The following is an 18,844-nucleotide window of genomic DNA, read 5'->3' on the forward strand; positions in this document are numbered from 1 at the left end:
CTGATCAGATGACCAGAGCTTTTTTAATTTACCCGATTTGATTCTTTTTCAAGGAAACAGGTTCGTCGTCCCAGCATTCAATCTGTTCATTGTTCGGAACGGCGTTTTTATAGAAAACAGGATCTTTGCCTTCTTTTTTCTGTCGCATGTAATCCTTCAGTGCTGCAAAGGCGACTTTAGACAGCATGGTAATGGCAATGAGGTTGACGATGACCATGAGACCCATGAATAAGTCGGCCAGACCCCAAACGAGAGGAACAGTGGCAATGGCTCCGAATAGAACCATGCCAATGACAGCCACACGATAGATGTTGAGCCAAATTTTATTCGCTCCCAAGAATTCAATGTTCGTTTCACCATAGTAATAGTTACCGATTAACGTACTAAAAGCGAATAAGAAAATCATGATCGCTAGGAATCCAGAAGCCCAAGGCCCAATGTGCTGACTTAATGAAGCCTGAGTTAGCTCAATTCCTTGCAGATTGGTTGTTTTATAAGCATCAGAGAACAGGACAAGAAAGGCTGTGCTTGTACATATAATTAACGTATCTGTTAACACACCAAATGCTTGGATTAACCCTTGTTTGACTGGGTGGCTCGTGACAGCAGTTGCTGCTGCGTTAGGGGCGCTACCCATACCAGCTTCGTTTGAGAAGAGACCGCGTTTAATCCCTTGTAACAGTGCTCCGCCTAGTGTACCGCCGGCAAACTGTTCAAATCCGAAAGCATGTTTCACAATCGTACTGATGACACCTGGCAGTTCAGTGATATTTGTGACAATCACAAAGAAAGCAATACCGATGTAAGCAACGGCAAGAACAACGACAATATATTCAGATGCTTTTGCAATCGCTTTGATCCCTTTGAAAATAATCGCTGCAAAAATAACAGCCATAACGATTCCGACAGTTAAACGATCTAGACCAAAAGAGTTTTTAAAAGCGACGGTGATTGTATTTGATTGCACTGCGTTAAAGACAATCCCAAAAGAGATCGTGATCAGGATGGCAAATAAAATCCCCATCCAGCGCTTATTTAACCCTTTTTCCATGTAATAAGCAGGTCCACCGCGGAATCCTGTTTTATCTTTTACTTTATACACCTGAGCTAGTGTACTTTCAACAAAGCTTGAAGCAGAACCGATAATCGCTACGATCCACATCCAGAAGATTGCGCCAGGTCCACCGATCGCAATAGCGATGGCAATCCCTGTGATATTCCCTGTTCCTACACGTGCTGCCATACTGATGGCAAATGCTTGAAACGGTGAGATTCCCTCTTTTTCTTTTCTTCCTTCTTTTAGAACACGCAGCATTTCTTTCAGCATTCTGACTTGCAAGAAGCGTGATCTATATGTGAAGTAGACCCCTACTCCAAGTAACAGAGCAATGACAAGATAAGTCCAAATAAAATCATTTGTAGTTGTTAAATAAGATAGCAAAGCTTTTTCGTTCATAACATCACCTCTTCGAATTCATCACTGTTCTTTTTAAAAAATACTGAGATCCCACTCTTTGGCGAGTTTCTTCAGCATCATGACACCGGTAATACTATTTCCACAATCGTCAATGGCAGGACCATAAATGCCGATCCCGCAGCCTGTCTGAAATGGGAATTCTCTTCTTGCGCTTGGCGGAACGCAAGCCATGATTCCTCCAGACACACCACTTTTGGCTGGAACGCCTACGAAAGCAGCAAAATTACCAGACGCATTGTACATGCCGCATGTCAGCATCAATGCCTTTGTTAGTCTTGCGATATCTTTTGGGATGACTTGGACTTGTTTAAAGGGATGGTAGCCATCACTTGAAATAATCAGTCCAATCAAGGCGATGTCCTCTGTTGTGACCTCAATGGAACATTGCTTTAAATACACTTCTAACGTGTCCTCGACATCTGATTCTAAGTAATTGGTTTCTTTTAAATAATAAGCAAGTGCCCGGTTGCGGTGTGCCGTTGCCCATTCTGATTGATAAACCTCTTCATTAACAGAAGGACGCTTACCTATTAAGTTTTCGATTAAATCGAAAATATATGCTAGCTTTTCTGTAGAAGTCTTTCCAGGAAGGATGGAGGATACGGTAATAGCTCCAGCATTAATCATTGGATTAAAGGGCTTCCCTGGTTTATGCATCTCAAGGCGGTAGATGGAATTAAATGCATCACCAGTTGGCTCTACATCTACCCGATCCAAGACGTATGGAACGCCTCTTCCTAAACAGGCAGCTATAAAGCTGATGACTTTTGAGATACTTTGCAGGGTAAAGGGAACGTCCCAATCACCATAACGTACAGATGATCCATCTGGGCCTATCACGCTGATACCAAGTTGAGAGGAATTTACTTTTCCGAGTGCTGGAATGTAGCCAGCGTTCTGCCCGTTTTTGTAATACGGACGTATTTCTTCTGCCCATTGATCAACAGAAGACTGGCATGCGTGTTGTGTATTATTAGAAATTGCTGTTTTCATACGATTCCTCCAATCAAAAATCAAAAAGTACCCTATTGAATTGGCGGATGACAAAAAATGCGATCAAATAGGCACGAAAACATGTTACACATCTTCAAAGAACTTGTCATGCGCTGCTTGTACCACTCCTTTACACCTAAATATATGTTCAAATGAAGGCTTTGGCGGCGAAACAACAAAAAGGGTTTTTAGTGAAAATTCAGAAAACGCTTACATATAGTTTCACTAAAATTGTTCATTCAATTTATCTTGGAAACTACACAATCTGACGAAAATCTACAGAAAAACTTACAAATAAAAATCAGTCTGCATGCAATTGTCTAAACAATTCCCATTATTGTAGACAATCTCCAAATCGTAGGATAGCTGAAAGGTCACCATGCCTCCTCGGAGAATAGTCATAAAAAATGATTTTGAAGAGAGAAGAAGCCGTGAAAATAATTTTTTTGCTCATTGTGGAGCAAAGAGTCTCCTTGTATACTGTGGCTATGTAAACAGGGGAAGGGATGTCAGTCATTTGAGTTTAAACCAGCTTGTCAAAAAAGACGCATTTATTTTGATTTTTATGATCGTCATTGTGCCGCTTGCGGGAGAGCTGAAGTTTTATCCTGTGAATGAAACATTTCGTATTAGTTTTGGGGCACCTGCGTTTTTCTTTTGCTTATTACTTTTAAGAAAATCAAGACCCTTGCTGCCAGGGTTTTTAACAGGCGCAGCCATTGTCCTATTTCGGGTAGGTTTAGATCTTATTCAGCAAAAAGCTGATCTGGCTCTGTCATTTTATCAGCAGTTTCCGAGCTTCTTTTTTTACTTTACTTATGCTTTTCTTTTCTTTGTTGTCCGTACAGGACGTTTTAAGCAGCGTTCCATTTTTATTGGGCTGATCGGACTGATGATTGAACTGCTTGCTGATTTTGTTGAGCTGTTTGTACAATTTTTAGTGTTTGATACAACCATGACTTTCTCAAAGCTGAGTGATATGATCCTCATTGCATTTGCTCACAGCTTCGTGGTCATCAGCTTTTTTAATATGATGAGGCTGTATGAGGCACAATCAAGAGAGAAACAAATCATGAAGCAAAATGAGCATATGATGATGGTCATTTCAAATTTATATGAGGAAACAGTTCATTTAAAGAAAACGTTAAATCATACAGAGCACATAACGCAAGAATCCTATCGGCTCTATCGTCTGCTGAATGAACATGAGGCGGGAAGGAAAGTGAGTCAGGAGCTGCTCAAGCTTGCAGGGGAAATACATGAAGTCAAAAAGGACAATCAGCGTATTTACGCTGGGCTTTCAAAGCTGATTTCAAAGGAAAATATGCAAGATTATATGAGGGCAGAGGATCTTGTTCAAATCGTGATTCGCATTCAAGAGAAATATGCGCTATCTCTCGGGAAGAACATTTCCTTTACATCTGATATAAAAGGCATTCACTTGCATGAGTATCATGTGTTCATTTTCTTATCGCTGATTAATAATTTAATGGCAAATGCAGTTGAAGCAATTAAGCATGATGGAGCCATCTCACTCGTATTAAAAGGAAGTCATGATAAAATAGAGGTTCGGGTCGAGGATGATGGACCGGGTATTCCTGAGAAATTGAGAGAGATTGTATTTGATCCTGGATATACCTCAAAATTTGATGCATATGGAACACCGTCAACTGGGATTGGCTTATCCTATGTGAGAGAGCTGGTTCAAGAGCTGGACGGTCAAATCCAGATTGAGCAAAAAGAAACGAAAGGAACAGCTTTTCAGCTTGTCCTTCCGATAAAAAATTTAATACAGAGAGGGTGAGTGTATGCGATTTTTCATTGCAGATGATGATCGTGCAATACGCTCGATTTTAGGTCAAATCATCGAGGATGAGGATTTGGGAGAGGTCGTGGATGAGGCTGATGACGGCGTTGGATTAGAGGCGCATTCATTGAACCTGAAAAAAGTAGACATCCTTCTGATTGATCTTTTAATGCCAGCTAGAGACGGCATTCAAACCATACGTCATATTCACCCTGAATTCAAAGGCAAGGTCATCATGATATCTCAAGTAGAAGCAAAAGAGATGATGGCAGAAGCCTATGAACTTGGAATTGAATATTATATTCATAAACCTGTCAATCGAATTGAAATTGTCAGTGTCATTCGAAAGGTCATGGAGCGGATCAAGCTGGAAAAATCAATTTACGATATTCAAGCTTCTCTTCGGCATGTGCTGCCATTAGAGCCAGTGATTTCTCATGAGACAGGTACTGGATCAAAGCGAAGAACGATGAAAGAGGCAGGAGAATTCCTCCTATCTGAATTAGGAATTGTCGGAGAGAGTGGCTCTAAGGATTTACTAGAGATATTGATCTACTTACATGAAACGCAGACAGCCAATTCTCATGAGGTGAATTTTCCGCCATTAAAGCAGCTATTTATCAAAACGGCGGAACGAAAGCTTGGTCGTGGTGCGGCGGATGTGGAAGTGATGCGGGAAGTGAAAGCAGCAGAGCAGCGAATTAGACGAGCCATCCATCATTCCTTAAATCATTTCGCATCACTAGGGCTTACAGATTTTTCAAACCCTAAATTTGAGCACTATGCGTCGAAGTTTTTTGATTTCACTGATGTCAGCCAAAGAATGAAAGAAATGCAGAAGACTTCTTCATCCGCAGGGTCAACAGGCAGAGTCAATACGAAAAAGTTCGTGCAAATCTTTTATTTTGAAGCAAAGCAGCTATTCGAAGGAATGAGCTGAGGGAAATCTATTGGAATGATTGGAGAAAATAAACAGAGACAGAGTGCTTTTGACTATGAGCCGCCTTGCTCTTTTAGACGTCTTTGTTATTTATCTGATCATTCTGATTTTTCTTTTTTCTTGAAAATAAAACTCTCCTGTGCAATCGTTTGTTAAAATAGTGAGGTTAGACTAGAATGTCGGAGGTTTTATTTTGGGAAAAATTAAACGAAATGCGCTCTGCCCATGCGGAAGCGGAAAAAAATATAAACATTGCTGTGGTCAAAAGTCAGGCGGAGAACAAACGTCTGAGCTTGTGTTTAAGGAAGCTGTACAAGTTCAAAAGGATTTAATGAATTATGCGTTCTCTAAGCATCAGAGAGCGATCAATCAATTCATTAATGAGTTTTCTTTCCTAGCAGATATGGATAAAGAAACGCAACAAATCTCAGTCTTTCATTTGAGTGTATGGGGCATCTTCTTCCGCCCATTAACAGATAAGAAAGAGACCATCTTCCAAGAATTCCTGACAAAAAAAGCAGAAGATATTACCCGGCCTAAAACAAGACAAGTGGTTGAATCTTGGACAGACATGGAGCCATCTTTGCTTTTATTAAATGAAAAAACGGACGAGTCTCTTTACTTTGAGAATATGGTGACAGCTGAGAAGGTTGAAGTTGATGTGAAGCCGGATCAAACCGTGCTGCCAGAGAAAGGTAGCCTTGTTCTTGGTTTCCCTGTTCAGTTTGAAGAAAAAGCAGAGTTTTTCATTCAATATACGATGTTCGCGAAAGAGTTTACTGATACGCTTCTTCTTCAAGTTCGCCAGCTCGTTGAAGCACATGAGGCAAACGGAGGAGCACGTAGTACATTTATGAGAGAAGCCTTCCCTGAAGTGCTGAAGTGTATGTTTGCGAAGCAAGAAGTTGAAGAAACAGAAGCGCCTGCTCAAACAGAAGGAAATACAGTAGGACTATCAGCAGATCGTATGGAATGGGCTAGTGACGTTCAGCTGGAAACAGCCAAGCTGATTGAAGACGGGATGAAAGAGCACGGTGACCAAAGCCTGACAGATGGCGCTTTAACGGTTTGGAAAGCTTACTGTGATCAGAAAGCACCTGTGATCCGTAAAGCGGCGTCATTTGCTGCAGGAATCGAATATTATATTCATTCACTTGCAAGCGATGCCCCGCTTTCTCAAGCACAAGTTGCTAAAAAGTATGGAATTAGTGCGTCCACTGTATCGAGCCGATTTAAAGACATTGAAAAAGCGGTCAAAGAAGAGCAAGAGACGACTGTATCATAGCATGAAAAAAGACGCGGCACCTTTCAAGGAGCCAGCGTCTTTTTTTCATCATCTTGTTTTAATAAAACCACTCATGTATTGCTCTGTATTATAATCATTGAGGTCAATTTTCCACTGACCATCTCCGTTACGTTTCATTTTCACTTCATACTCAGCAGGGCTTGAGACTGGAGGAAGCTTTTCAAACTCAGATGCGTACATATTCAAGCTTTTCTTATACAATTCTTCTTTCGAACGGATTTTGCCGTTGTAAAACTCATCTCTTTGTTTGTCTAGTTTGTCTTTTAAGTTAGAAGCATCAATACCGGTTACTTGAGCGACAACCTTCGCTTCGTCATCTGAGATGGTTTTCACACTTGTTTCCACTTTCGCTTTATCCTTCATTGCATTTTGCATGCGTTTGTACATGGATAAAATATCGCGGTCACTGACTTCGTTTCCGTATATGCCTGCACTTCTCTTGAAGTCTTTCACAAACATTTCGTGATATTTATTAACGACATCTGATTGATTGTCACCTGTTAATTCTGAGAATTGATCATTCTTTTTGTCAAAAACAATGATATCTGTATAAGCAGATAGTGCTTTTGCTGGGTTATCTAGCTTTTTCGCTGTATCCAGTATCTTTTCGCCATCTAGTTCAATTTCGATCGAATCGCTGTTTTTCTTGATGCTATCTTGGTACACGAACTGATATTTTTTGCCTTTATCTACTAGGAAATAAAGAGCTCCTGATAGTGATTTCCCTTTGTTCAATGACCCAAGATCAAGGCGGTCTTTACTGCCGTAGAATTTTAAATCAGAGACTTTGGCATCGTCCTGATAAAGGGTGAAATCAGAGTTATATAATGAAAGGGCTTTGTCACCTTTGTTCGTGATCGTCAGGTTGACTTTTAACACCAATTCATTGTCCCGCAGGGTAGTTGTTGAGTCTTCTGGTAACGTATATTCGTAGCTATTCACTTTTACCTCTGCTGTTTTTGTTGATTTTTGGTCAGCCTTTGTTGATTTTGCTGAGCTCTGGCAGGCTGCAGAGATGATCATCACGAATGAAATCATGAGGAGTGCACTTATTTTTTTAAGATTCACAGTTGATGCTCCTTTGCTTTTCTTTCGTCATTTTCTTCCCGCTATCTGACTGAGAAAAAAGAAACAGATAGAATGGTATATTCGGGTGTTAAAGGGGAAAATATCCTAATGACGATTTGCACTATTCATTCTATCGAATTTCATTCGTGATGAGGAATAGGTTTTAGTACCTATCTTTGATAGATTTTTACACAAATACCTATAAAAAACGGAATTTAATAAGTAAAATATACTAGTTAATTAGAATTAATTTATCTATTTATCATGGGTTTTAAATGTTTTTTGTATAAAATTCTTGAAATGGAGGTAGTTTTCATTTCAAAAGATGTGTTAGAATTCACATCGCAAAACTTTTTTCTTTCAAAGCGTCCACCTTCAGATTGATTTTCAGAGAGCAGAATACTTGAATGTTGAAAATGATTCATGGGAAAATAAGGATGATTAAGCAGATAAGGGAGATGAGCTTTTGAAAAAAGTAACGCTTGGACGAACTGATTTACAGGTGAATCCGATAGGGCTTGGAACAAATGCAGTAGGCGGGCATAATTTATTCCCGAATCTGAGTGAAGATGCAGGGCGGGAGCTAGTAGAAACTGCTCTTGATCATGGTGTCAATTTCTTAGATTCTGCTTTTATTTATGGGCTGGGCCGTTCAGAAGAATTGATTGGCGAGATCATTGCCAAAAGAGGCGGCAGAAAAGAACTGGTTCTTGCGACAAAAGGGGCTCATAAAGAAGTAAACGGACAAATCGAACTGGATAATAGCCGTGATTTCTTAAGACAGCAGGTCGAAGACAGCCTGAAGAGGCTGCAAACCGATTATATTGATTTGTACTATATGCATTTCCCAGATGGCCGCACGCCGCTGGATGAAGTGGCCGGTACTTTAAAGGAATTGAAGGATGAGGGGAAAATCCGGGCAATTGGGGCATCAAACCTTGATTTTGAACAGCTTCAAACCTTTAATCGAGATGGATACCTAGACGTGCTTCAATCAGAGTATTCTCTGCTGAAACGTCAGGCCGAGCAAGACCTTCTCCCATACTGCGTGGAGCATGGGATTTCCTTTATCCCTTATTTTCCATTGGCGTCAGGCCTGTTGACCGGGAAGTTTACAAAGGATGCGACATTTGATGATATTCGAGCAAAGGACCCGCTTTTCCAAGGCGATGCTTTCCTTCAAAACCTCGAAAAAGTAGACAAGCTGAAGGCCATTGCGCAATCAAAACATGCCGAAACAGCTCATGTAGCGCTGGCGTGGCTATTGGCGCAGGATGGCATTGATGCCATAATTCCGGGTGCAAAACGAGCCGAGCAAGTCTTACAAAACTTGAAAACAAACGATGTTCAATTAACAAAAGAAGAAATCAACGAAATCGATCAGATCTTTTCATAATATAAAAAATAAGGTGCCAAGTAGCACCTTATTTTTTATGCCATTGTGAGAGGAATCTTGATTACGAGCCTCAGGTTTGGAGAACGATACGTAAAATCAAGCGTGCCGTCTGCCTTTTCAACAAGCTGATGAATGATATAAGTACCCATACCTTGATGATCACCGCCTTTTGTCGAGCGGCCAAACGTCTTGAACAGATGATCTAATACGTGTTTTTCCATTCCCTTCGTACTGTTTTCACAATGAATCAAAAAGAGCCCGCTCCGGATGGAAGTCGTGATCGAGATGCTTCCCTCGTTCCCAGCTTGCTTCGCTTCAATGGCGGCATCTAATGCGTTATCAAGCAGGTTGCCAGTAAAACTCACCTGATCCGCTTTAGAAAAAGGAAGAGAAGAAAAGGGTGCTTGAAGATCTAGTGAAAGGGCAATCTCCTCTTTTTCAGCCCGCTGGAAAAAGGAATGAAGGGAGGAAGCCAAATAAGCATTTTCCCCTTTGATCCAAGGGAAATGTTTCACGTATTGCTGAATCAAATCTTTGATCTCATGCTCGTCATTCGATGCGGAAAAGGCATTTAAATGTCTAGCTGTTTCATGGTGTTTACTTCGCAGCTCAAGCAGCAAGTCATTGGTTCTCGACTCAGCATGAATCAGCTCTTGAAGCCGTCCATTTAATCGTTGCTCCGTTTGCATCACCTTGAAGGAAAGGAGATCGGCTGTCAAAATGATGATGACAGTTAAAAGATGGCTTAGTCCATTTCCGTGCGTGAGAAAAAGTGAAATGCCTGAACAGGTGATGAGCACAAAAGTGCCTAATATCATGTAACCATTCATACCTAGCCAAAACCTTTTGTAAATGAAAAAGGTGTAAAGGCACATGATGCAAAAGGTCAGAAGCCACACCATGCTTGATGACAAAGGCAGAACAGCTTTAGCAGCAGCTTGAACTGCAAGACCGAGCCAGATGAGCGTATATATGCGAAATCCAAGATAGAAAGCGTTCACGTTCGTTCTCCTTAAAAGTAGTATTTCTTAAAGTATTCTAATTGCTGCTTCGTCATCATGGCTTTTTTATCAGTCCCTTCAAAAGACACGATAAATGAATTTTTAGCATACGCCGAAAAGTTCTTAATGTAATGAATATTGATGATAAACGAGCGGTGGGAGCGGATAAAGTCTTTCTCAGCTAAATCACCTTTTAACTCGTTGAGAGTTTGGTATGTTTGAATATCTCCTGTTGTTGTGACAATGGTCGTCGACCTGCCAGTACGTTCAACAAAGATGACATCCTTTTTTTGCAGTACATGGATATTTGATTGCTGCTTGATGAGAAGCCGTCCGTGAATGCTTTTCTCCTGCTTGGTGGACATGTAGCGCTCTAAGGATTTGGCGATTCGATCAGCTTGATAAGGCTTCATAATATAATCATGGACATTCAAATCAAAGGCATGGACAGCATACCCACTGTTTCCCGTCACAAATACAACATCCACATTCAGTGCATGAGAGTGAATAAGGTCTGCTAATTCATAGCCTGACATGCCAGGCATCTCAATGTCTGCAAACAATAGATCAATGTCGCCCTGTTTGACCTTCTCATATGCATCCTCCGCTGACTGCGTCACAAAAACGATGTCAACGGCATCCATTCTGCCGACAATGGCATGCAGCTTTTCTAAATCCACTCGGTAATCATCGACAAGACCTACTTTTATCATAAAAATCACCTATGACTCTTCTTATTATTTGTCTATTTTACCATTTGTTTTTTAAAATGGATCATTTCAAGACAGAAAAAGGACGTTTCGCGACATTTTTATGTCAGACAGGCTGTATTTTTTCTATCATAGACGTAGATAGTCGAAAGGGGCGAACCAAATGATTACTCTCAGCGATTGTAGTTGCTGGTTTACAGATAAGAAAAAAGTCGTAAAGGCGATGAAACATATGACATTCTCCGTGAAGGAAGGAGAAGTCGTCGGCATCTTAGGAGAAAATGGAGCGGGGAAAACCACATTATTACGCGCCGTTGCCACATTATTAGAGCCTACGCACGGATCAGTCACTGTCGCAGGCTTTGATACAGTCAAAGAAGCAACTGAAGTGAAGAAGCGAATTGGGGTCTTATTTGGCGGTGAGACGGGACTTTATGACCGTTTGACGGCTCGTGAAAACCTTGAATACTTTGGGAAATTATATGGCTTAGATCAGCATGAAATCAAAGCAAGAATTGAGGATTTAGCAAAGCGATTCGGGATGAGGCAGTACATGGATCGCAAGGTAAAAGGATTTTCAAGAGGGATGAAGCAAAAGGTGGCGATTGCCAGAACATTGATTCATGACCCTGACATTATTTTGTTTGACGAACCGACAACAGGTTTAGATATCACATCGAGTAATATTTTCAGAGAATTTATTCATCAGTTGAAACAGCAAAATAAAACGATTCTATTTTCAAGCCACATCATGGAAGAAGTCAGCCTGCTTTGTGACAGTGTCATGATGATTCATCAAGGAGAGCTCGTGTACAAAGGAACGCTTCCAGAATTATATGCACAGGAACAAAGTGAAGACTTGAATTACATCTTTATGTCGAAGCTCGCAAGGGGGAATGCATAATGTGGAAAACCGTCTTTTTAAAAGAAATGACAGATTCGCTCAGAGACAGGAAAACGTTGCTCTTAACAGTGTTGATCCCTCTTTTGACGATGCTCGGACTCGTGTTTTTCTACGAAAGCATGATCGCTGATCCAGGCGACAAAACGTATACAGTCGCAATCAATGAAAAGCTTCCGTCCGATATGAATGATATGATCAAAGAAGTGAAAAACCTGAAACTTGAAACATTTGATGACCCGCAGCAAGCCGTTAAAGACGGTGAGGCAAATGCTTATCTAGAAATGCCAAAAGATGCAGGCGATATGCTTCAGCATCAAACATCGTTTGCCATTAAAGTCCATGGGTATCCAACAGATGATGATTCCGTGATTGCGGTTCAAATGCTGCAATCATTGCTTGAACAATATCAAAATCAAGTCGTAGAAAAGCGTTTGGCACAGGATCAGATCAAATCGTCAGTGATTCATCCGTTTGAGGTGCAATCGGTTGATGTGCAAGAAGGAGAGGACGGGGATGGAGAAAACGGGGTGACCACCATGCTGCTGTCGATTCTTCTTCCAATGATTTTAGTGACCTCTGTGATCTCAGGTGCTTTGCCAGCTGCGCTTGATATCGTAGCAGGTGAAAAGGATAGAAAGTCAATTGAAGCTTTATTCCTGACACCGGCCAGCAGACTTCAGCTTTTAATTGGAAAATGGCTAGCTGTTTCTATGTTTGGTATATTAAGTGGCATTGTGGCGATTGGCATGCTGCTGCTCTCTACATTGCTCTTTACAGAAAAACTGAAACAAGCGCTGAACTTCGGAGATCAAGTGTGGAGCATCATCGGTGTTATGTTTGCGGCATTAATTATTTTCTCATTCATGGTATCCATGATTGAACTGCTGCTCAGTGTCGTTTCAAGCTCAGTGAAAGAAGCACAATCGTACATGTCCATGATCATTACACTAGGTGTGATTCCGATGTTTTTCACCATGAGAGCAGGCGCTACGCAGCTAGATACGTATTATTTTGCGATCCCATTCCTTAATATTCACGCACTATGCAAGCAATTGATGTTTGGCATTGTTGACCCGATGTCAATTGCCCTGACGCTCGGCTCCTCGGCGCTGACAGTGATGATCTTGTTTGTCATCGTGAGAAGTTTGTTTATGAAAGAGAAATGGATGCTTGCGAAATAGAAAGAACATTTCATTGATAGAAATGAAGAACTTGTAGATTTTTTCTACAAGTTTTTTGTTTTGTATGTTTAAGTGAGTGATAAAAAAGGGCTGATAGAATTGAGAAATGCAATTGATAGAGCTTTAGGTTCTGTTGCACATTTATTCCAATCTGACTATGAAGGCGATGAAACTTATATTGCTTTAGTAGACGATGAGCAAAGGTTCGAGAAATTAATCACTCCTTATGTAGAGGAATACATACAAGAAGATGATGCAGTTGATCCGATTGACATCATAAAAGGATATGATGCTGAAAAGGGGAATTCATCTTCATAGTATGTTGTATCCTTTTGTCAGTATACGCCTTACAATAAGGAGGTGCGAAAATTGCCCGCAGCTTTCAGTTATGGAATCACCTGTTTCATCGCTTTTCTACTAATCATTTTCGTTATCACCCATAAAAAACTAGAAAAAAATTAGATCTCACAATTTTGATCGTAGTAGCCACCACATTATTGATGGTGAATATCTTGTAGGTGTGGATCACCATTTTCTTCCTTACTTGTTTGTATGTCGGAATCAAATATAGACTTCAATCAAAAAAAGACTAAAGAAAACCCCCGGGAACCGGGGGTTTTTCTTTAGTTCTTGATGAACTTTTCAACCAATGAGCTTGTTTTGTAGTCGTTCAAATCAAGTTTCCATTGGTCGATATCGTTTTTCTTCATGTTCACTTCTACTGTTTCTTCAGAAGATGATGGTCCTAATTTTTTAAATTCATCTGGATAGATAGAAAGTAGATATTTCTGAGCATCATCATAAGATGCTGTACGGTTTTTGCTGTAGAATTCAGTTGCTTTTTCTTTTAAACGATCGACAAGCGGGCTTGCATCAATTGGTGTAAGTGTCACAGTCACGACAGCTTTATCACCGCTGATTGATTTTGTTTTCGTTGATACTTTTGATTTTTCAGCTAATGTTTCTTTTACAGCTTTTAGAAGCTTATCAAGGTTTTCGTCTTTTGCTGAGCTAGATGAAATACCAGAAGAAGAAATATAGCCTTGTTTGAATGATTTATCAAATTCGTTTACGACAGTTGATTTGTTATCACCTGTTAGTTTTTCGAAATCGTCATTTTTCTTGCCAAAAATCATGACATCAATATAAGAAGAAAGGGCTTTTGCAGACGCTTGAAGTGTATCTGCCTTTTTCATCAAGTCTTTTCCTTTAATATCGAATTCTAGTGTTTTGTCATCTTTTTTCGATCCAGTACCAGGCTCTGTGTAAACCAATTGATAGTCTTTTTCTTTATCAACCACAAAGAAAAGACCGCCTTTTGATACTTTACCTGCATTTAGAGAGCTTGAAGATAATACTTCGTTGTAGTCATCAGGAGAGATGGTAGACACCTGAGCGTCATCTTGGTAAAGCGTAAAGTTGCTTTTATCCACATTCAATGGTTCTTTGCTGATGTTTTTTACAGATACATTCACTTTTAGGACATATTGATCATCCTGAACAGATGTATCGTATTGAGGTGGTAAAGTGTACTCAGCACTTTCTACTTTTACTTCAGCTGCATCAAGGGATTTTTTTGTATCGCTTTCTTTCGCAGCAGTTTTGTCTTTTCCACCACTACAAGCAGCAGCGACAACAGTTACACACAAAATCAGAAGAAACAGGGATAATTTCTTTTTAAACATGAGATGTTTTCCTCCTCGGGTTTTATGGTGAATTTCATTGGAAAGCTTTAGTTCATATCGTTCTTTTTGCACAAAAAGAAAAATACTGTATGTTTTTTACTGTAGAATGAAGCGAAAGTACTGTCAATACCTCAGTGCGTTCGAAAGGTTCATCCACTTCAAGTAGTAAAAATGACACTATGTTGAGAGGAGAAATGTGTATTTTATTGTTTGAAATCTCCTGTAAAAACTCAACATTTTATATTTTAAGGTTTTGAGTCGGATTATTGAATAGGTTCAAATGACTGTTTTTGAAGAAGATGTAGCAAATAGAAGGATTTTTATGACTTGTAAATGAGTCGTTAGTAATGAATATTTTTTCCTGTGATGTGTATGATCACTAGGTTTGTGTGTTGTTGACATAGAGACACTTGTCCAGCGAAATGTTGAGGTATTTAGACAGGCTCTCGACACGGAATGTGTCTTTTCCCTTCAAAATGGCAGTCATCTACACAGAAACCCTACATAAAATAAAAGAGAAATGAATGGGAGGTGGATGTATGGCAGTGGTAAGAGCGACAAGCTCTGATATTGATTTAATGGCCAGACTGCTGAGAGCCGAAGCGGAAGGTGAAGGGAAACAAGGGATGCTGCTTGTAGGAAATGTAGGCATCAATCGTTTGCGTGCCAACTGTTCTGACTTTAAAGGGCTGCGTACGATTCCACAAATGATTTATCAGGAGCATGCGTTTGAGGCAGTCACGCATGGCTATTTTTATCAGCGAGCACGAGAAAGTGAAAAGACACTTGCACGGAGGAACATTAATGGTGAACGATTTTGGCCTGCGAAATTCAGCCTTTGGTATTTCAAACCGCCTGGAAATTGTCCATCCACTTGGTACAATCAGCCGTTTGTGGCAAGGTATAAGTCACATTGCTTTTACCAGCCCACAGCTGAAACATGTGAGAATGTTTATAACACCTTTTAGCTTAATGAACAGCACAATCCTTTGTATTCAAGAGGATTGTGTTTTTCTTTTTTTCAAAATGGGTAACCATTGTGTATCAACAAGATGAAGCACGTGATTGGAGGAAATGAGAATGTATCAAGACTTAAAAGGGAAAACAGCCATTGTGACAGGTTCTTCTAAAGGCATAGGACAAGCCATCGCCTTGAGATTTGGACAAGAACAAATGAACGTGGTTGTGAATTATAAAGGTGATGAAGAGGGTGCTGAAGAAACAGTACAAGCCATCCAGCAGCATGGAGGTAGGGCGGTGAAAGTACACGCAGATGTCTCCAAAGAGGAAGGAATTCAGGCGTTAATGGATGCCGCGCTGGAGAATTTTAACGCACTAGACGTGTTCGTCAATAATTCGGGATTTAATGGTGAAGAAGCAATGCCGCATGAAATGACGTTGGAACAATGGCAAAAGGTCATTGATGTGAATATCACAGGCTCATTTTTAGGAGCAAAGGCAGCGATTGCCTATATGATGGAACATGATGTGAAAGGATCAATCTTGAATATATCCAGTGTCCATCAAGAGATCCCGCGTCCGTTTAATGTTCATTACTCTACTTCTAAAGGAGGAATGAATATGATGACGAAGACGCTGGCTCTTGATTATGCCGAAGCGGGTATTCGGGTCAATGCGATTGCACCAGGTACAATGGCAACGGAATCAAATGACGATCTTCAAGATGAACAGAAAAAACAAAAGCAGCTTGAGAAAATTCCAATGAGAACGTTTGGCGATCCGAAAGAGATTGGGTCTGCCGCTGCATTTCTCGTATCGAAAGAAGCTGCCTATATTACAGGTACTACATTATTTGTTGATGGAGGAATGACACTTTATCCATCTCAATTAAATGAATAATAGAAAAACATCCGCCCCGTTAGCCGGCGGATGTTTTTTCTTTGTAGCGGTGTGCTGACTTTGCTGGTTTGCCGAGCAGCATAGGATACTTGCTCAAGAAAGAGATACATGGCACCATGAGCAGCAATGTACCGATCGTATAAAAGAGCGTCCAAGAAAGCTGCGCTGTATCAGAGATATTGATGCCTAGCCCATAATAAACAAATGCCTTCATGATATCGATACCGGCAAATTGCAGGACGAGAATCACAATGGAATGACGTCCGAGATACGTCAATATCGTGGACGTTTTCAATTTGAAGCTTAAATAAATGACAGCAGATGAACCGAGCAGTGCACAAGCATAAAAAATGAATAGATCCCCATAGTCATTCACCCGCATATCAATTCGTGAATTAAAGCTTTGCATATATGCAGTCAGTACAAGCAGACCTGTACATAACAGAAGGGTAGGATCTGTTTTTAATTCCACAAACCATTGTTTTGCTAAAAATCCAATTGAATAAAACACAACAGCCGTTAACGCAACGTTGGCGTTCCAAGGGAGACTCTGGTTTAACAATAGCGTGGAAGCATATCCGGCTCCGCCGCAAAGGACGGTCAGTAAAATCAATACAGCTGGTTTTCCTTTTGTCAGACGATGCATCAAGAAAAACAACATTTCCACTAAAAAGAGCGTCGTTAAAAACCAGATGGCTGGGTTATGCGTCAGTCTTGCTTCATCGGCATTTGAAATGAAAATTCCCGTAAATGGAACGAAGGGATCAATATCTGTTTGCCCCTTAAAGGCGAAAAATCGGGTCACCGTGAACCAGAAAACGTACGTAATAATGGAGAAATAGAGATAAGGTAAGAGCAAGCTTTTCGCTTTTTTCTGTATAAATGACATAGCAGATTGTGAGGATGATCGAAACATCATACCTGATAGTAAAAAGAAGAGTGGCATATGAAAAGAATATATAAATTGCTTGAATGAATCAGGAATGGGTACATGTGCCATTACGACGAGCAGAATGCCGATTCCTTTAGCCGCATCCACCCAGTCGAGTCGCTTATTCAAGGCCAGTCATCTCCTTCCTTCTCAGCATTGTAAACCGTTACTTCATATGTACCTCTACTATATAAAAGGTACACCTACCATGCGTTTACAGTTCGCTAACGATTAGAAGACACATTTGCGATCAGATGACAGAAGGAAGCTTTTTGACATCTCGATGTTACATTTCCCATTTTTTATAACAATGTAAAAAAAGAAGCCAATGAAAGATTGGCTTCAAAATAGTTCTGCGATTCGTTCAAAGGAACGCTGTTTTTCCATTGGATTAAATGAATTGTTTAATATCATGATCTCGTCCGTTTGATAGCGGTCCATTAAGATTTGCAGCTGTTCTTTCACTGTTTGCTTTGAGCCAACAATCATTCGCTGGCGGTTTTGTAACACTTTTTTCTTTTCTTGCTCAGTGTAATGATAGTTCTCTGCTTCTTCTATAGAAGGAACGCGACTGTCCAGCCCTTTTTCAACCCGAAGTAGCCATAAGTCTGTACTGGTGGCAATGCGGCTTGCTTCCTCGTCTGTGTCTGCACAGATCACAAAGACAGCAAACATAGACTGAGGCTGACGTGAGAAAACGGATGGAGAAAAGTGTGACCGATACGCTTCAAAAGCTTGCCTGCCTCGTGCAGGATGAATAAAATGTCCGAAAATATAGTTGATTCCAAGTGATGCCGCCTGGATGGCACTGTTTTCCCCGAGTCCAAGCAGCCAGACTGGCGGATAAGAATCAACGAGCGGAGCCGCTTTCACTCCTGCATGCCGATGACCAGAAGGCAGGCTGTCAGATAAGTAAAAAAGAAGGTCCTCCAGCTGGCGGTCAAATTGAGACAGTTCTTTCTTCACGCCGTCTGTCAAAGCGAGTCTCGTCCGTTCAATTCCGCCTGGGGATTTACCAACCCCGATCTCAATCCGCCCAGGGTAAAGGGCTTCAAGCTGGCGGGTGACTTCTGCTACTTTAAAAGGGCTGTACTGCGGGAGTAAAATACCTCCGGAGCCTGTGCGCAAAGTCGATGTATGTGAAGCAATATGTGCCATTAATATTTCAGGCGCTGTACTCGCGAGTCCTCTCGTGCTGTGGTGTTCAGCAAACCAATACCGCTCATACCCCAGTGTTTCCGCAAGCTTGGCCAGCTCTGTCGTATGAACCAATGTTTCTTGTGCGGACTGGCCTTTAGGGATGGCGACTTGATCTAATATATGAAGTGATGGCATCATCAACACCCTTTCATCAATACGTTGAATTCTATCCATAAGTATAAAGAAAGTCATGAACGGAAGGAAATGAAAGGGTTTATCACAGCTATGTATGTGAATTTTCTATATCAACATATGAAGTGGATGCGCGCCCTGTTTTTAAGCGAGAGGCTGTGTAACGGGAACATTCGACAATGTTTCACATGAAACACTTCTTTTACGACATGAATCATTTTTGTCATGGATCTTTCTTTAAAAAAATATCATC

General features: G+C 40.7%; 17 protein-coding genes. 9 read left to right on the forward strand and 8 right to left on the reverse strand.

Going from position 1 to position 18,844, the window contains the following annotated elements; genetic code table 11:
• Positions 1-28: 28 nt before the first annotated feature.
• The gene (locus ACTJJQ_RS13325; protein ID WP_008342153.1) at positions 29-1,456 is read right to left on the reverse strand and encodes an alanine/glycine:cation symporter family protein; all 1,428 of its coding nucleotides are present in this window, start codon (positions 1,454-1,456) and stop codon (positions 29-31) included.
• 33 nt (positions 1,457-1,489) lie between these two features.
• Positions 1,490-2,470 (reverse strand): glutaminase, encoded by a 981-nt coding sequence (locus ACTJJQ_RS13330; protein WP_008342152.1) that lies wholly within the window; start codon positions 2,468-2,470, stop codon positions 1,490-1,492.
• Positions 2,471-2,987: 517 nt separating this feature from the next.
• Here ACTJJQ_RS13330 and ACTJJQ_RS13335 point away from each other — a divergent pair.
• The 3 genes from ACTJJQ_RS13335 to ACTJJQ_RS13345 all read left to right on the forward strand — a co-directional run bounded on the left by ACTJJQ_RS13335 (position 2,988) and on the right by ACTJJQ_RS13345 (position 6,502).
• Positions 2,988-4,274, forward strand: a complete 1,287-nt coding sequence (locus ACTJJQ_RS13335; RefSeq protein WP_272511965.1) for an ATP-binding protein — start codon at positions 2,988-2,990, stop codon at positions 4,272-4,274.
• A 4-nt stretch (positions 4,275-4,278) separates the two neighbouring features.
• On the forward strand, positions 4,279-5,217 hold the full coding sequence (locus ACTJJQ_RS13340) for a response regulator (RefSeq protein WP_046526602.1): 939 nt from the start codon (positions 4,279-4,281) through the stop codon (positions 5,215-5,217).
• 193 nt (positions 5,218-5,410) lie between these two features.
• The gene (locus ACTJJQ_RS13345; protein WP_017366546.1) at positions 5,411-6,502 is read left to right on the forward strand and encodes an SEC-C metal-binding domain-containing protein; all 1,092 of its coding nucleotides are present in this window, start codon (positions 5,411-5,413) and stop codon (positions 6,500-6,502) included.
• Positions 6,503-6,550: 48 nt separating this feature from the next.
• On the opposite strand, the gene ACTJJQ_RS13350 is transcribed toward ACTJJQ_RS13345, so the two are convergent.
• Positions 6,551-7,591 carry a DUF4352 domain-containing protein gene (locus ACTJJQ_RS13350; RefSeq protein ID WP_440600274.1) on the reverse strand — a complete coding sequence of 347 codons (1,041 nt, stop codon included), beginning with the start codon at positions 7,589-7,591 and terminating at the stop codon, positions 6,551-6,553.
• Positions 7,592-8,057: 466 nt separating this feature from the next.
• On the opposite strand from ACTJJQ_RS13350, the gene ACTJJQ_RS13355 reads away from it, so the two are divergent.
• Positions 8,058-8,987, forward strand: coding sequence for an aldo/keto reductase (locus ACTJJQ_RS13355; RefSeq protein ID WP_008342143.1), 930 nt, complete (start codon positions 8,058-8,060; stop codon positions 8,985-8,987).
• 35 nt (positions 8,988-9,022) lie between these two features.
• On the opposite strand, the gene ACTJJQ_RS13360 is transcribed toward ACTJJQ_RS13355, so the two are convergent.
• Both ACTJJQ_RS13360 and ACTJJQ_RS13365 read right to left on the reverse strand, forming a co-directional pair.
• Entirely contained in the window at positions 9,023-9,988 is a 966-nt protein-coding gene (locus tag ACTJJQ_RS13360) for a sensor histidine kinase (protein WP_440600275.1), read from the reverse strand.
• 11 nt (positions 9,989-9,999) lie between these two features.
• Entirely contained in the window at positions 10,000-10,701 is a 702-nt protein-coding gene (locus ACTJJQ_RS13365; protein WP_024719011.1) for a LytR/AlgR family response regulator transcription factor, read from the reverse strand.
• A 160-nt stretch (positions 10,702-10,861) separates the two neighbouring features.
• Here ACTJJQ_RS13365 and ACTJJQ_RS13370 point away from each other — a divergent pair, with 160 nt between their 5' ends.
• The 3 genes from ACTJJQ_RS13370 (at position 10,862) to ACTJJQ_RS13380 (ending at position 13,101) form a co-directional block, all read left to right on the forward strand.
• Positions 10,862-11,602, forward strand: a complete 741-nt coding sequence (locus tag ACTJJQ_RS13370; RefSeq protein ID WP_041508193.1) for an ATP-binding cassette domain-containing protein — start codon at positions 10,862-10,864, stop codon at positions 11,600-11,602.
• Positions 11,602-12,783, forward strand: coding sequence for an ABC transporter permease (locus ACTJJQ_RS13375; protein ID WP_017358600.1), 1,182 nt, complete (start codon positions 11,602-11,604; stop codon positions 12,781-12,783). The genes ACTJJQ_RS13370 and ACTJJQ_RS13375 overlap by 1 nt, the downstream gene beginning before the upstream one ends.
• 99 nt (positions 12,784-12,882) lie before the next feature.
• Complete coding sequence (locus tag ACTJJQ_RS13380; protein WP_017358599.1) at positions 12,883-13,101, forward strand: hypothetical protein; 219 nt, start codon at positions 12,883-12,885, stop codon at positions 13,099-13,101.
• 305 nt (positions 13,102-13,406) lie between these two features.
• Here the strand turns inward: ACTJJQ_RS13380 and ACTJJQ_RS13385 are convergent, their stop codons facing one another.
• Complete coding sequence (locus ACTJJQ_RS13385; protein WP_024719008.1) at positions 13,407-14,468, reverse strand: DUF4352 domain-containing protein; 1,062 nt, start codon at positions 14,466-14,468, stop codon at positions 13,407-13,409.
• A gap of 539 nt (positions 14,469-15,007) precedes the next feature.
• Between ACTJJQ_RS13385 and ACTJJQ_RS13390 the strand changes: the two genes are divergently transcribed.
• Together ACTJJQ_RS13390 and ACTJJQ_RS13395 are read left to right on the forward strand one after the other, a co-directional pair.
• Positions 15,008-15,436 (forward strand): cell wall hydrolase, encoded by a 429-nt coding sequence (locus ACTJJQ_RS13390; protein ID WP_008342138.1) that lies wholly within the window; start codon positions 15,008-15,010, stop codon positions 15,434-15,436.
• 112 nt (positions 15,437-15,548) lie between these two features.
• Positions 15,549-16,328, forward strand: coding sequence for a glucose 1-dehydrogenase (locus ACTJJQ_RS13395; RefSeq protein WP_008342137.1), 780 nt, complete (start codon positions 15,549-15,551; stop codon positions 16,326-16,328).
• A gap of 19 nt (positions 16,329-16,347) precedes the next feature.
• Here ACTJJQ_RS13395 and ACTJJQ_RS13400 read toward each other — a convergent pair whose 3' ends face one another.
• Both ACTJJQ_RS13400 and ACTJJQ_RS13405 read right to left on the reverse strand, forming a co-directional pair.
• The gene (locus ACTJJQ_RS13400) at positions 16,348-17,388 is read right to left on the reverse strand and encodes an acyltransferase family protein (RefSeq protein WP_440600276.1); all 1,041 of its coding nucleotides are present in this window, start codon (positions 17,386-17,388) and stop codon (positions 16,348-16,350) included.
• Between the two features lie 213 nt (positions 17,389-17,601).
• Positions 17,602-18,594, reverse strand: a complete 993-nt coding sequence (locus ACTJJQ_RS13405; RefSeq protein ID WP_242731487.1) for an LLM class flavin-dependent oxidoreductase — start codon at positions 18,592-18,594, stop codon at positions 17,602-17,604.
• Positions 18,595-18,844: the final 250 nt, after the last annotated feature.

This window comes from Bacillus sp. 22483, assembly GCF_052044605.1.
In the GTDB taxonomy this organism is placed as follows: domain Bacteria; phylum Bacillota; class Bacilli; order Bacillales; family Bacillaceae; genus Bacillus; species Bacillus altitudinis.